At 60.2% G+C, this 13,484-nt stretch carries 13 protein-coding genes; 7 read left to right on the top strand and 6 right to left on the bottom strand.

What is annotated here, in order from left to right; all coding sequences use genetic code 11:
• The first annotated feature begins 238 nt into the window (after positions 1-238).
• From QO002_RS21455 to QO002_RS21480, 6 genes are read left to right on the top strand one after another with little or no spacing between them, the layout of a single operon-like run.
• A complete protein-coding gene (locus QO002_RS21455; RefSeq protein WP_307233741.1) occupies positions 239-745 on the top strand; it encodes an acyltransferase in 507 nt (168 codons plus the stop codon).
• On the top strand, positions 742-1,779 hold the full coding sequence (locus tag QO002_RS21460; protein WP_307233742.1) for a Gfo/Idh/MocA family protein: 1,038 nt from the start codon (positions 742-744) through the stop codon (positions 1,777-1,779). Before QO002_RS21455 ends, QO002_RS21460 begins: the two co-directional genes overlap by 4 nt.
• Positions 1,776-2,891: a DegT/DnrJ/EryC1/StrS family aminotransferase gene (locus QO002_RS21465; protein WP_307233743.1), complete on the top strand. Its 1,116-nt coding sequence runs from the start codon at positions 1,776-1,778 to the stop codon at positions 2,889-2,891. Before QO002_RS21460 ends, QO002_RS21465 begins: the two co-directional genes overlap by 4 nt.
• Positions 2,881-3,579 (top strand): acyltransferase, encoded by a 699-nt coding sequence (locus QO002_RS21470; RefSeq protein WP_307233744.1) that lies wholly within the window; start codon positions 2,881-2,883, stop codon positions 3,577-3,579. The genes QO002_RS21465 and QO002_RS21470 overlap by 11 nt, the downstream gene beginning before the upstream one ends.
• On the top strand, positions 3,576-4,550 hold the full coding sequence (locus QO002_RS21475) for an NAD-dependent epimerase/dehydratase family protein (RefSeq protein ID WP_307233745.1): 975 nt from the start codon (positions 3,576-3,578) through the stop codon (positions 4,548-4,550). Before QO002_RS21470 ends, QO002_RS21475 begins: the two co-directional genes overlap by 4 nt.
• Complete coding sequence (locus QO002_RS21480; protein ID WP_307233746.1) at positions 4,547-5,737, top strand: DegT/DnrJ/EryC1/StrS family aminotransferase; 1,191 nt, start codon at positions 4,547-4,549, stop codon at positions 5,735-5,737. Before QO002_RS21475 ends, QO002_RS21480 begins: the two co-directional genes overlap by 4 nt.
• A gap of 137 nt (positions 5,738-5,874) precedes the next feature.
• Here QO002_RS21480 and QO002_RS21485 read toward each other — a convergent pair whose 3' ends face one another.
• Genes QO002_RS21485 through QO002_RS21510 form a run of 6 tightly spaced genes read right to left on the bottom strand, consistent with a single transcriptional unit; the run spans position 5,875 to position 12,169 of the window.
• Positions 5,875-7,386: an O-antigen translocase gene (locus tag QO002_RS21485; RefSeq protein ID WP_307233747.1), complete on the bottom strand. Its 1,512-nt coding sequence runs from the start codon at positions 7,384-7,386 to the stop codon at positions 5,875-5,877.
• Positions 7,383-8,297, bottom strand: a complete 915-nt coding sequence (gene rfbD / locus QO002_RS21490) for a dTDP-4-dehydrorhamnose reductase (protein WP_370878565.1) — start codon at positions 8,295-8,297, stop codon at positions 7,383-7,385. The genes QO002_RS21485 and rfbD overlap by 4 nt, the downstream gene beginning before the upstream one ends.
• On the bottom strand, positions 8,294-9,367 hold the full coding sequence (gene rfbB / locus QO002_RS21495) for a dTDP-glucose 4,6-dehydratase (protein ID WP_307233749.1): 1,074 nt from the start codon (positions 9,365-9,367) through the stop codon (positions 8,294-8,296). Before rfbB ends, rfbD begins: the two co-directional genes overlap by 4 nt.
• The gene (gene rfbC, locus QO002_RS21500) at positions 9,364-9,936 is read right to left on the bottom strand and encodes a dTDP-4-dehydrorhamnose 3,5-epimerase (protein WP_370878584.1); all 573 of its coding nucleotides are present in this window, start codon (positions 9,934-9,936) and stop codon (positions 9,364-9,366) included. The genes rfbB and rfbC overlap by 4 nt, the downstream gene beginning before the upstream one ends.
• A gap of 5 nt (positions 9,937-9,941) precedes the next feature.
• Positions 9,942-10,817 carry a glucose-1-phosphate thymidylyltransferase RfbA gene (rfbA, locus tag QO002_RS21505; protein WP_307233751.1) on the bottom strand — a complete coding sequence of 292 codons (876 nt, stop codon included), beginning with the start codon at positions 10,815-10,817 and terminating at the stop codon, positions 9,942-9,944.
• Positions 10,818-10,873: 56 nt separating this feature from the next.
• Positions 10,874-12,169 (bottom strand): SLBB domain-containing protein, encoded by a 1,296-nt coding sequence (locus tag QO002_RS21510; protein WP_307233752.1) that lies wholly within the window; start codon positions 12,167-12,169, stop codon positions 10,874-10,876.
• A 519-nt stretch (positions 12,170-12,688) separates the two neighbouring features.
• Here QO002_RS21510 and QO002_RS21515 point away from each other — a divergent pair.
• Positions 12,689-13,402 (top strand): helix-turn-helix transcriptional regulator, encoded by a 714-nt coding sequence (locus QO002_RS21515; RefSeq protein ID WP_307233753.1) that lies wholly within the window; start codon positions 12,689-12,691, stop codon positions 13,400-13,402.
• Positions 13,403-13,484 lie beyond the last annotated feature (82 nt).

Here is a 13,484-nt window from a genome sequence, read left to right on the forward strand (position 1 = left end):
ACAGGGTCGAAGGTAAAACCATGCACCTGGTATGCCGGGAAAAGCATCAAAGGTCTCTATGCGTGTACGCCTTTTGACGAGGTAAGTAGTTCGTTTTGTTTTCTTTACTCGTTTGGCGAAAAGAACTCTGCTGATGGGGCGGGAACAACCACCCGTGGCTGCCGGTTGCCCTCAGGGGAAACAATGCCGGGCCTTCTTTTCTTTTGTTTATAGACGCTCAGCATAGGGCCGCTACGGTATGATTTCTTCGAATGTCACGCTCGGTGAAGGCGTCGTTATTCACCATCCGGATCTCGTCAATCTCTATGGCTGCACCATCGGCGACGGGGCGCGCATCGGCACCTTCGTGGAAATCCAGAAGGGCAGCTCCGTCGGGCGCAACTGCAAGATATCGAGCCATTCCTTCATCTGCGAAGGCGTGACCATCGAAGACGGCGTGTTCATTGGCCACGGCGTCATGTTCACCAATGACCGATATCCGAGCGCCGTCACTGAGACGGGGGAGCTGCAGTCCGAGAAGGACTGGGTGGTCATTCCCATTCTCGTCAAGCGGCATGCCTCCATCGGGAGCAATGCCACCATCCTGCCGGGGACGACGATCGGCGCGGGCGCACAGGTTGGCGCCGGCGCTGTTGTCACCAAGGACGTCCCCGACCATGCAATCGTCGCCGGCGTGCCGGCCCGGATTATCGGTCGCGCCAGCACGGCGCCTGCCGAGATTCTTTCATATGGGGGAAGATCATGATCGGTTTTGCTGTCATCGGTTACGGCTATTGGGGGCCCAATCTCGTGCGCAATATCGCCGAACTGCCGGACGCACGTCTGGTCAGCGTCTGCGACCTGAAGATGGATCGGCTGCAATCCGTCAAGACGCGCTATCCGTCGGTGGATATCACCAATGATTTTGAGGAAGTGCTGCGCGATCCCAGGGTCGATGCGGTGGCAATCGCGACGCCGGTCTTTGCGCATTTCAAGCTCGCCATGCAGGCGATGATGGCCGGAAAACACGTGTTTGTCGAAAAGCCCATGGCGTCGAATGCCGAGGAGGCGCGACGCATGGTCGAGGAGGCTGCGCGTCGGCGGCTGGTGCTGGCCGTCGACCACACCTTCATCCACACCGGTGCTGTCCGCAAGATGCGGGAGATCGTCGAAGAGGGGCTTGGCGACGTCTATTATTATGACTCCGTGCGGGTCAATCTCGGCCTGTTCCAGCACGATGTCAGCGTCGTCTGGGATCTCGCCGTTCATGACCTGTCGATCATGGACTATGTGCTGGCGGAAAAACCGGTGGCTGTCTCGGCGACCGGCATGAGCCACGTGACGGGCGAACCCGAAAACATCGCCTATCTCACCCTGTTCTTCGAGAGCAAGCTGATTGCGCATATCCATGTGAATTGGCTGGCGCCGGTCAAAGTGCGCCGGACGCTGATCGGCGGCAGCAAGAAGATGATCGTCTATGACGACCTCGAGCCCAGCGAAAAAATCAAGGTCTACGACAAGGGCATCACCCTCAACGGCAATCCGCAGAAGAACGGCGAGAAGGTCTACCAGATGCTGGTCGGCTACCGGACCGGCGACATGTACGCGCCGCAGCTCGACATGACGGAGGCGCTGGGGCGGGAGCTCGGGCAATTCATCCGCTGCGTGGAAAATAATGAGCAGCCGATTGCCGATGGGCATGCCGGCCTGCGCGTCGTTCGAATTCTGGAGGCTGCGACGCAATCGCTCGCCCAGCGCGGACGGATTGTCGAACTCGAACAGGCGAGGATGATCGCATGATCCCGTTGCTCGATACCAAGGTGCAGTACCAGTCTCTCAAGGGAGAGATCGATGCGGCGGTGCTCTCTGTTCTCGCCTCCGGACACTACGTTCTCGGTGAGGAGGTGGCCGCGCTGGAAAGCGAGTTCGCCACTTACTGTGGTGTGCGCCACGCGATCGCCGTCAACACCGGCACCAGCGCCTTGCATCTGGCGTTGCTTGCCGCCGGGATCGGTCCGGGAGACGAGGTCATCACCGTCCCCTTCACCTTCGTCGCGACCGTTTCGGCGATCTGCTACACGGGCGCGCTGCCGGTCTTCGTCGATGTCGAGCCGGCGACGCTGACCATGGATGCCTTGAAGCTCGAGGCGGCGATCACCCCGCGCACGAAGGCGATCATGCCGGTGCACCTCTATGGGCAGATGGCGGATATGACCGCGATCAAGCGGATCGCCGACCGGCATGGCATTCCGCTCATCGAGGATGCGTGCCAGGCCCATGGCGCCCGCTACGAGGGCCATCGCGCCGGCAGTCTCGGCATTTCCGGTTGCTTCAGCTTCTATCCCGGCAAGAACCTTGGCGCCTGCGGCGAAGGCGGCATGGTCGTCACCAACAGCGACGAACATGCGAAAAGCATCCGCATGCTGCGCGATTGGGGCCAGGAGCAGCGGTACCACCACGTCATCAAAGGCTTCAACTACCGCATGGACGGCATCCAGGGTGCGATCCTGCGGGTGAAGCTGAGGCATCTGGATGCGTGGACCCAGGCCCGCCGCGATCGTGCAGCCCGTTATTCGTCGCTGCTGACAGGTTTGAAAAGTGTGCGTACGCCAGTTGAAGCGGCGCATCGCGACCATGTCTATCATGTCTACGCAATTCGTTGCCGGGACAGGCTGAGGCTCCAGGGCGCCTTGATGACTGCAGGCATCCAGTCCGGCCTGCATTATCCGATCCCGGTGCATCTTCAGAAGGCGCATGCGGATCTGGGCTACGGTCCCGGCGATTTTCCGGTGGCGGAGGCCGCCTCGCAGGAGGTTCTCTCCCTGCCCATTTTCCCGGAAATGACCCTGGGGCAGGTGGAGCAGGTCGCCCTCGCCATCATTGCAGCGGAGCAGGACGCCTATGTTCACTGATCTGCCCCGCATCGTCCCCGCAGTTCATGGCAAAGGCTCGGTCGAACAGGCCTATCAGCGCGGATTGGTGGAAGAGCTCCAACAAACCTATGGCAAGGCGGGGCTCATCGAGCTTTATGGCCGGTTCTCCGTCGGCGACGGGTTTGTCGATGCCCTCATGCGCCGGTCGATCCTGCAGGCGCTGTCGAAGAGCAGCGGGCAGGGATTGCAGGTCGGCAGCTGCGCCGGTTTCAAGCATCCCGAGACCTTCGAGATCGGCAGCGGCGTGTTCATCGGCGCACAAGCCTATCTCCAGGGGCGCTATGACGGCCGCTGCGTGATCGGCGACAATGTGTGGATCGGGCCACAGGCTTTCCTCGACGCCCGCAATCTGGAGATGGGCGACTATGTCGGCTGGGGGCCGGGCGCGAAAATCCTTGGTTCGAGCCATACAGGCACACCCTCCAATGTACCCATCATCCGCACGGATCTCGAGATCAAGCCGGTGCGCATCGGGGCATGGGCCGATATCGGCACGAACGCCACGATCCTTCCGGGGGTGACGATCGGCAAGGGCGCCATCGTCGGCGCCGGTGCGGTCGTCATCTCGGATGTCGAGCCATTTTCGATCGTCGCCGGCGTGCCGGCCAAATTCTTGCGCTGGCGCGACGATGTGGGCGCCGAAAAACAGATGGGGATGGGATTATGAAAGACAAGCGGATCTTGATCACCGGCGGAGCCGGGCTTATCGGCTCGCATATCGCCGATCTCGTCGCACGCGAGCAGCCACGCGAGATCGTCATTCTCGACAATTTCGTGCGCGGGCGTCTAGAAAATCTGGCGAGCGCGAGCGCGCTCCACCCGTTGACGATTGTCGATGGGGACATCCGCGACAGGGAGCTGCTGGCGAAAACATTCGACGGGATCGATGTCGTTTTCCATCAGGCGGCAATCCGCATCACCCAATGCGCCGAAGAGCCGCGTCTGGCATTCGATGTTCTGGCAGGGGGTACCTTCAATGTGCTGGAGGCGGCGGTCAGTGCCGGTGTCTCGAAGGTGGTTGCTGCATCTTCAGCCTCGGTGCTTGGCCTGGCCAACAGTTTTCCGACGACGGAAGAACATCATTCCTACAACAACCGGACAATCTACGGCGCTGCGAAGGCTTTCAACGAAGGTCTGCTGCGCAGCTTTGCGGAGATGTACGGCCTTCAATATGTCGCACTCCGCTATTTTAATGTCTATGGACCGCGCATGGACGTTTATGGTGCCTATACCGAGGTGCTGATCCGCTGGATGGAACGTATCTCGATGGGACAGCCGCCGATCATTCACGGCGATGGCAGCCAGACAATGGATTTTGTGCATGTCCACGATATCGCGCGGGCAAATCTGCTGGCTGCGAAATCTGATGTGGCGGATGAGGTCTTTAATGTCGCAAGCGGCACGGAGACGAGCCTGCTTGAGTTGGCCCAGCTGCTGGCGCGCGTCATGGGCGCCGCCTCGTTGGCGCCACAGCATCAGGAAGCGCGCAAGGTCAATGCCGTGCCCCGTCGGCTTGCCGATACAACCAAAGCTGAAAGCCTTCTCGGCTTCAAGGCGAAGGTGAATATGGAAGAGGGACTCCGCGATCTCGTCGCCTGGTGGCGGCAGGAGAAGGCGGCAGAGGGAGAAGCCGCGTGAACACTGCATTGCCGCAGATCCCCGTCGCGAAGCCTGTTCTCGACGAAGAAGAAGTCGCCGCCATACGACGGGTGGTGCTCTCCGGCTGGGTAACGCAGGGACCCGAGGTCGCAGCTTTCGAACTCGAGTTTGCCGCCTTCGTCGGCGCCCCGCATGCCTGCGCCGTTTCGAATTGCACGACAGCGCTGCATCTGGCCTTGAAAGCGGTCGGCGTCGGCCCCGGTGACGAGGTCATCACCGTCAGCCATACGTTCATCGCGACCGCCAATGCCGTTCGCTACTGCGATGCCATCCCTGTATTCGTCGATATCGAACATAACGGCTTCAACATCGATCCAGACCAGATCGAGGCGACCATCTCGTCCCGCACCAAGGCTATCCTTGCCGTGCATCAGCTGGGTATGCCCTGCGATCTCGCCCGTATCGTCGAGATCGGCAGGCGCCATGGAATTCCGGTGATCGAGGATGCCGCCTGCGCGTCGGGCAGCGAAATCCGCTGGGGCGAGGAATGGCAGAAGATCGGCAAACCGCATGGCGATATCGCCTGCTTTTCGTTTCATCCCCGCAAGGTCATCACGACCGGCGACGGCGGCATGCTGACGACGGCCAACCCGGATTATGACCGCAAGTTTCGCCTCTGGCGCCAGCATAGCATGAGCGTCACCGATCAGGCGCGCCACGGATCCAAGCAGGTGATCTACGAGGAATATCCGGAGATCGGGTATAACTACCGCATGACCGATCTGCAGGCGGCGGTTGGCCGCGTACAGTTGAAGCGGCTGCCGGAGCTCGTATCTCGGCGGCGGCATCTGGCGGAGCTTTATCGCCGCAGCCTGCACGATATTCACGGTCTTCAGGTGCCGGTCGAGCCGTCCTGGGCGTGCAGCAACTGGCAGAGCTATTGCATCCGTCTTCCCGACTGGCTTGACCAGCGCGAGACCATGCAGGCGCTACTCGATCGTGGCATTTCGACCCGGCGCGGTATCATGAACATCCATCGGGAACCTGCCTACCGGTACGGTCATACCCATCGTCGCGTGCGAAACCTTGGGGCAAGCGAAGCAGCCCAGGAAAAGGCCATCATTCTTCCGCTCTTCGCCCAAATGACCGAGGAAGATATCGCCGTGGTCGTCGACGCATTTCACGAAATCGCCGCAGACACCCGGCCGAGAGGCGCAACGGGCTGATTTGCGAGAAGGTCCCTCCCGAGGTCGGCAAAGTCCTGGCTGCAGACAGCGCTCGAGGTCTTTGTTTTCCGCATGTCGCTATCGCAAAACCGCCGCACACTTTTGCGCGACATGTTTTGTGTGTCTGCAGCATCGCTTCAAGCCGATTTCCACATCCAGTGACGCAGCCCGGCCGGAAACGCGCTGGGCGGCAGCATTTCCACGAGGGACTTCAGCGAGTAGATACCGCTTGCGAGCACCGCAAGGGACCCCAGGACGGTCGCCTGCCAGAGCGGCAGAAACAGGGTTGCGCAGAACACGAGGGCGGAAGCCAGGAGAAACACCACCCCCAGGCGGTAGTTTGCGGGCGACCAGCGAAATCCCGTAAGGCGGCCGGCGATCACGTAGATCAAAACTCCGTGCCAGACATAAAGCCCGAAGAACCCCATTCCGGAGCCTACGGCGCCGAGCTTCGAGACCAGAAGCCAGACCAGCCCGACATGAACAAGGCTAGCGGCCACCTCGGTCCAGAAGAAGATTGCCTGTGCGCCCTTTGCCAGCACGATATAGCCCATGGGCCATGCGACGATCCGCAGCATCATTCCAAGGCATATCCAGCGCAGCAGATCTGCAGCCGGGGCGAATTCCGGTGAGTAGAACAGCCACATGGCGACGGGTGCGAAGGTCAAAGTCGCAAGGATGCCCGGTCCCGCCAGGAGCATGCTGACCTGCGTCTGCTCGTTGACCAGCCGGTTGCAAGCCTCGTGGTCATGTGCGACCGCGGCCAGCCGCGGATAAAAGTCTGTGCCCATAGCCTGCAGGATGAAGCCGGCATAAAGACCGCCAAGCGCCCATGCGGCCTGATAAAGGCCTGCTGCAACTGCTCCATCAAGCTTCAGCACGATCAGGCGAACTGCATAGGCCGCGCCAAAGGTCAGAAGACCGCTCGCCATGAAGACGGCGCCCAGTTTCACGAGCGGCAGCACTTCCTCGCGATATTGTCTCCCCGTAATTGTGGGGCGGCTGATGCGGATTTTTGCGCTGTACCAGAAGGAGGTGATTGCCGTCACCGCAGCAATGGCGATCAGGGACGGCACGATGCCATCGGCACCGAGAAAAAAGATCAGCGCGACGGAAGCGACGGTGCTGGCAAAGCCGGAGATAACGTTGATGCGCGCGAGGCTTGCAATCTCCCGCATCCCCTGGAGCAGCGCCGTTTCACCCCCGCAGATCAGCCGAAAGAAAACGGCAAGCGCGAGCAGCGCGGTGCCGGTGACATGCAGATTTTCGCTGAAGGTAAAATGCGCAACCGGGATGGCCAGCCCTGCGAGCAGGAGCGCGCCGGCCACGGCAAGGATCAGGGACAATCGACGCAGAACGATGGCGGTGCGGGCAACACGGTCCCCGTCCTCTTCACCGGCTGTGCGGGCAACTTCGCGAACGCCGCTTGCCTGTATGCCAAGCCCCGCCAATGTCTGGGCAATGTCGAGGATCGAGTTGTAAAGAGCCATCAGGCCGATACCCTCGGGACCGAGCAACACCGCCAGGGCCTTGTTGCGGATGATCGAGAAACCGACATTGATCAGCGATGACCCGCCGATAAGTGCCGTCGATTTGAGGATATGGAGATAGCTTTGCTTTTCGGGCTGGGTTTGCGGCGTGGCACTCATTGTAAGTGCTCCGATTCCTCTGGGTCCACGTGACCGTACTCCTCGGCAATGATGCGGCGGACCACCGTCTCCACGCTTTCCTGCCAGGGTGGCGCGCGCCAGTCGAAAACGCTTTCGAATTTGTCGCAGCAGAGGGCTGAATGAAGAGGCCGAGGCGCCGGTGTCCGATATTCGGCCGTCGTGATGTCACGAACGTTGGCGGATGGTCCGCCATAGGCTCTGCTGACCTGAAAGATATAGCGCGCAAGATTGGCCCAGTTAGTCTCTCCGGTTCCTGCGACGTGATAGATGCTCGGTATCGTTCGCCCGGGATGGGTGCTGACCATCATGACGGCGGCTGCGAGCGCGAGTGCCGAGGTCGGGTTTCCCCATTGATCGGCGACGATGTCGATGGTTTCGCGCTCCTTGGCAAGCCGCAGCATGGTTCGCGCGAAGTTATGCCCGAAAGGGCTGTAGACCCAGCTTGTCCGCAAAATGACATGCAGCGGGTTGGCACCGGCAACCGCGTGTTCGCCCCTCAGCTTGCTATAGCCATAAAACGTCTTAGGGCCAGGTTCGTCGTCTTCCCGGTAGGGCGCCGAACTGGTGCCGGAAAAAACATAGTCGGTGGAGAGGTGTATGACCGGAACACCGAGCATGGCGGCAGCCTCTGCGACCAACGCTGCGCCCGTGACATTGATTTCATAGGCGAGATCCTGCTGGAATTCCGCTCTGTCGACCGAGGTGTAGGCTGCGGCGGAGACGACGATATCCGGAAGCTGTGCGAGGATTGTCTCGGTGACCGACGCCGCGTCGGTCAGCTCGAATTCCGGCCGCCCGACGGTTACGAGCTCGACGCCCGGTACCAAAGCCGCCGCCTCCACCAGACTGGCGGCCAATTGTCCGTTTTTGCCTGTCACCAGGATTTTCATCGTGGCCCCGCCACCCGGCCAAGACGTTCGCCGGCATAGGTTCCTGCCCGGATCGGCCCCCACCACCAGCTGTTTTCAAGATACCAGCTGACGGTCTTTTCGATGCCGGTTTCGAAGGTCTCCTGTGGCCTCCAGCCAAGCTCCCGTTCGATCCTGGATGCGTCGATCGCATAGCGCCGGTCATGGCCCGGACGATCGCTGACGAAGGTTTTGAGATCACGGTAGCTGCCGCTTTGGCGCGGCTGGCGACGGTCGAGAATGTCACAGATCGTCTCAACGACGACGAGATTGCTGCGTTCGCTGTGACCGCCGATATTATAGCTTTCGCCCAGAGTGCCCGCTGACGCCACGCGCATCAGGGCGCGCGCGTGATCGTCCACATACAGCCAGTCGCGCACATTGCTTCCCGTGCCATAGATAGGCAGCGGCTTCTCATCCAGCGCGTTGAGAATGACAAGCGGTATGAGTTTCTCCGGGAAGTGGAACGGCCCGTAATTGTTGGAGCAGTTGGAAAGAACGACCGGCAAGCCGAACGTGTGGTGCCAGGCGCGAACCAGATGGTCCGCGGAGGCCTTGGAAGCCGAATAGGGAGAAGAGGGCGCATAGGGCGTCGTCTCGTGAAACAGGCTGCCGTCGAACGGCAGGTCACCGAACACCTCGTCGGTGGAGATGTGGTGAAAGCGAAAATTCCGCGCCTCTTCTTCCGGCAGGCCTTGCCAGTGTTTCAGGGCGGCCTGCAACAGACGGAATGTTCCAACGATATTGGCTTCGATGAAGGCCGCCGGCCCTTCGATCGAGCGGTCGACATGGGTTTCCGCCGCAAGGTGCATAACGCGGTTGATATTCTCGGCCTGCATCAGCGCCAGTACGGCGTGCTCGTCGCAGATATCGCCCCGGACGAAGCGATAATTGGGTGCGTGTTCGATCGTCCCGAGCGAAGCGACATTGCCGGCATAGGTGAGCTTGTCGAGGTTCACGACCCGATTTTGAGGGTTGGCGACAAGCTGGCGGCAAAGTGCCGATCCGATGAAGCCGGCGCCGCCGGTGACAAGCACGTTGACCGGCGTCATAGATGTATCTCCTGCAATATCTCGAATACGTCGGCGTCCTCCAGACGTGGCGCCCGCAGGTCCTTTTCGGAAAGCCGCATGAAGGACGTGGAGAAAGGCCAGGAAATGCCGATATGCGGATCGTCGAACCGGATCGATCGATCATGCTCGTGCGAATAGGGATTGGTGACCTTGTAGACGACCTCGGTGTTCGGCTCCAACGTCACAAAGCCATGGGCGAAGCCTTTGGGAACGAGGATCTGGTTGCCTTTGCTGGACGAAATCCGAAGCGCGGTCCAATGCCCGAAACTCGTGGAACCTCTGCGAATATCGACCGCAACATCGAAGATGGAGCCGTGGACGACCCTGACGAGCTTGTCCTGTGCGAAGGGCGGCAGCTGATAATGCAGGCCGCGCAGGACGCCCTTTTCCGCTGAATAGGATTGATTGTCCTGAACGAACTCCAGATCGAAGCCGTGATCCGAAAAACGCTTGGCGTTCCACACTTCCGAGAAATATCCCCGTTCATCGGACAGGCGCAGCGGGGTAATTTCAACAATGCCATCAAGGCCGAGCGGCCTCACCTCCATCGACATCAGACACACTCCTGCGCTCGTTGCCGCAGATAGGACGCGTAGGCGGTGTTGCCGAGCGTGCAGGCGCGTTTGAGCACGGCATCGGAGCTGAGCCATCCCATGTCGAGCGCGATCTCCTCCGGGCAGGCGATCTGGATGCCCTGGCGCCGCTGGACGGTGCGCACGAAGGATGAGGCGTCCTGCAGGCTGTCATAGGTGCCGGTGTCCAGCCACGCGTATCCGCGGCCGAGGCGCTCCACCTGGAGCTTGCCGCGTTCGAGATAGATGCTGTTGACGGTGCTGATCTCCAGTTCGCCACGCTGCGATGGCTTTATGGTGGAGGCGATCTCGACGACATCGTTGTCGTAGAAGTAAAGCCCGGTCACGGCCCAGTTCGATTTCGGATTCTCGGGCTTTTCTTCGATGGTGAGTGCCTTGCCGGTCGCCTTGTCGAAACTGACCACGCCGTAGCGTTCAGGATCATCGACATGATAGGCAAAAACGGTCGCTCCCGTTGCTCGGTCGACCGCCTCGCGACAGGCCGCAGGCAGCCCGTGTCCAAAGAAGATGTTGTCGCCGAGGATCATTGCGACAGGGCCGTTGCCGATGAACTCCCGGCCAATGATGAAGGCTTCCGCCAGGCCGTTCGGATGGGCCTGCTCGGCATAGGAAATCTCCAGCCCGAAATGCGATCCGTCCCCCAGAAGCTGCTGGAAACAGGGCAGATCGCGCGGCGTGGAGATCACCAGGATCTCCCGTATGCCCGAAAGCATCAGCACGCTGAGGGGATAATAGATCATCGGCTTGTCGTAGATCGGCAGGATCTGCTTGGAGACTGCGATTGTCAGGGGATAGAGGCGGGTGCCGCTGCCGCCGGCCAGGATGATGCCCTTCATGGGTGGTGCCTGCCGTTTTTTGGGAGCGGGAATAGGCCAGGAACCGTCCGCCGCGTTCATTGGCTTTCCTCTTGGGGGAGCACATCCATCGTCTTGACATCCGCACTGCCGGCCGTGGATTTCGCGACCCGAACGACGTCTCCGGGCTGGAGCAGCGTCGTTTCGTCCGCCGGAATCTGGCCGACCTTGTCGCCGGTGTGGCGGATCACCGTGTAGCTGAGTGTTGATCCGCCTGCCTGATCCACTGCGGGATCACCGTGCGCGAGGGAATCGAGCAGGAGCCGTTGGGCGGTTTCGCGCTTCAGCTGCAATTGATCGAGATTTGCCTGCTGCAGCTGCAGGTCTGCGGCAACTTCGGTCAGCTGCCTGTCGTAAAGGCCATCGAGATTACGGGTGGCCTCGGAAATGTTCTGGCGGGCGCGCATGATGGCGGTCACCATATCCAGCCGGTCGGCATGGTAGCTGCGCAAGGTCCGTTCGAGATCCGACTGGCGCGTCGGAAGCGCGATGCCGCGCTCGACGAGGCTTTTCATCGCGGCAAGTTCTTTTTCGACGGAGGCGATATCCGCGTCGTTGCCAAGGATCTTCTTCTCGGTGGTGCCGATTTCCGCCTCAAGCAGGACGCGCAGTTCCGAGAAGGATTTTGCCTGCCGGGCAAGCACGTTGGCGCGGGCCTTGAAGAGAGCCTCTTCCTGCTTGAAGATGCTCTCGGCGAGCGCCTTGTCCCGCGGCATGGGCGGATCGAATGCAATCCTCTTCTCGCCGGCCATTTCGGCGTGCAGGCGCGCAATCCTGATTTCACCGCGCAGGATACCGTTGTCCATCTCCCGCAGTTGGCCGACCAGTTCCGTCGTTCCGAGGGATGACTGGGATCCTTCCGTCAGCCGTCGCTCGCCTCCGCCCATCGCCAGTGCCTGCAGAACGGTAAGCCCTGTCTGAAACTTGTACTCCCCGGGCGTTGCGACATCGCCGACGACGTAGACCGGCGGATAGTCGACGATCTCGACCGTGGCCTCGGGGGTTTCCGAGAGGCCTATCTTTGCTTTGAGGCGCGTGGCGATTTCCGCGGCAAGCGCTTCGCTGTCCAGCTTGTCGACGGAGAGCGTGCCAATGACGGGCAATGTCAAAGTCCCCATCTGGGAAATCTGAAATTCGCCGCCAAGCGCGTCCCATTTCTCATAGGCGCCCTTTGTCGGCATCCATTGCACGATGTTGATGCGCACCTTGGTTTGCGGCGGCAGCCCCGGGCTGTCGGCAAAAACCGGAGCTCCACTGGCGATGAGACTGACGATCGAAAGCGCTAGGCCGGTCGACCGTGGCGAAAAGATATGAAGAACGGAGTATCCGAGCAATGTATTTCCCCCTGCCGGAATGTTCAGATGCCCGATATTGCAGTATAAGAGCAGAAGCCGGCGAGCAGGATTGCTGCCGCTCCTGCCGCCAATCGGCAATATAAGTTGGCCCCGAAACGTGCCTAAGTGTGCCAATTCCTGGAGGATTTTGAAGGGGAAAGGCGGCTAATCGGCGTTATCAATATTGGTAGGTCTGAATGCGTGAACTTACTCGTATGGCCATATATTTCGACCCCGGCGGTGTACCCGCCCGCGTTTCGACACGCTGGGGTTGGGATGAGTTGTGTAAGCGATGGTCAACCCTCATTGGGATGAGCGTGAGGCTACAGCCTAATGCGTTAGAGTAGTGGTGATGGACAATCCGCGTTTCCCGTTGCTGCTCATCGCTCCATACCCTAGCCGTTTTGCACCATCGCCGTTATCGCATGGCTGGTTTAAGGTGCGTCAATTCAAGTGCGAGGCAGTCGCCGGTCAGTGGCACTCATCGTTCATCGGGCAGCATAGCGGGTGAAGGATACAATGCTTTTGAGCTCTAACCTCGATGACGAAAAACAGGGCGACCTGAATGGCTCTGCAAAGAGACAGGAGGCGGAGCGCGTCATCCTCATCCTCACCAATGTTGCAAGCGTATCCGAGCCGCTGATCGATGCGATCGGGCGCGAGTTTCCCTGGGTCCATGTCGAACAGGTCAACCAGATCGACAGGGCTTGCGAAACATTCTCCCATCCTGTCACGCTCATACTCATCGATGTCGGTTTCCTGAAGGAGGCGGAGGCGTCAGCCTCAAGGCTCAAAGCCGCCCATCCGCAGGCGCTTGCAGCCATCATCCAGCCTTACGACAAATTTGCCACCACATCCCTTCACGACATCGCAAAATCACCCCTCATCCGCAGCGTGCTGCCGATGGATCTGAGGCTTGATGTCTGGCTCTCCGTCCTGCGGTTGATGTTGTGGGGCGGCGAGTATCTGCCCTTCAATTCGATCGCCGATATTGCGAAGGAGCGGGCATTTACTGCGGTAGATAACAGTGCAGGCATAACGGAACTCACCACGCGGGAACTTCAGATTCTGGAGATGGTCTGTGCCGGCTTGCAGAACAAGCTGATCGCCGCCGAATTCGCGCTGTCGGAACACACCGTGAAGATTCATCTGCACAACATCATGCGCAAGCTTGGCGTTCACAATCGTACAGAGGCGGCTGCCCGGTTCCGAAGCTTCAAGAACGGCGAGTAGAGACCGGCCAAGCGCAAGCCGCCGGTTACGATCCTTGATGAGAGGGCATCAAGGATGTTTCCTGCCGCGTCGCAAGACCGGT

The sequence above is a fragment of the Pararhizobium capsulatum DSM 1112 genome (assembly GCF_030814475.1).
Classification (GTDB): Bacteria; Pseudomonadota; Alphaproteobacteria; order Rhizobiales; family Rhizobiaceae; genus Pararhizobium; species Pararhizobium capsulatum.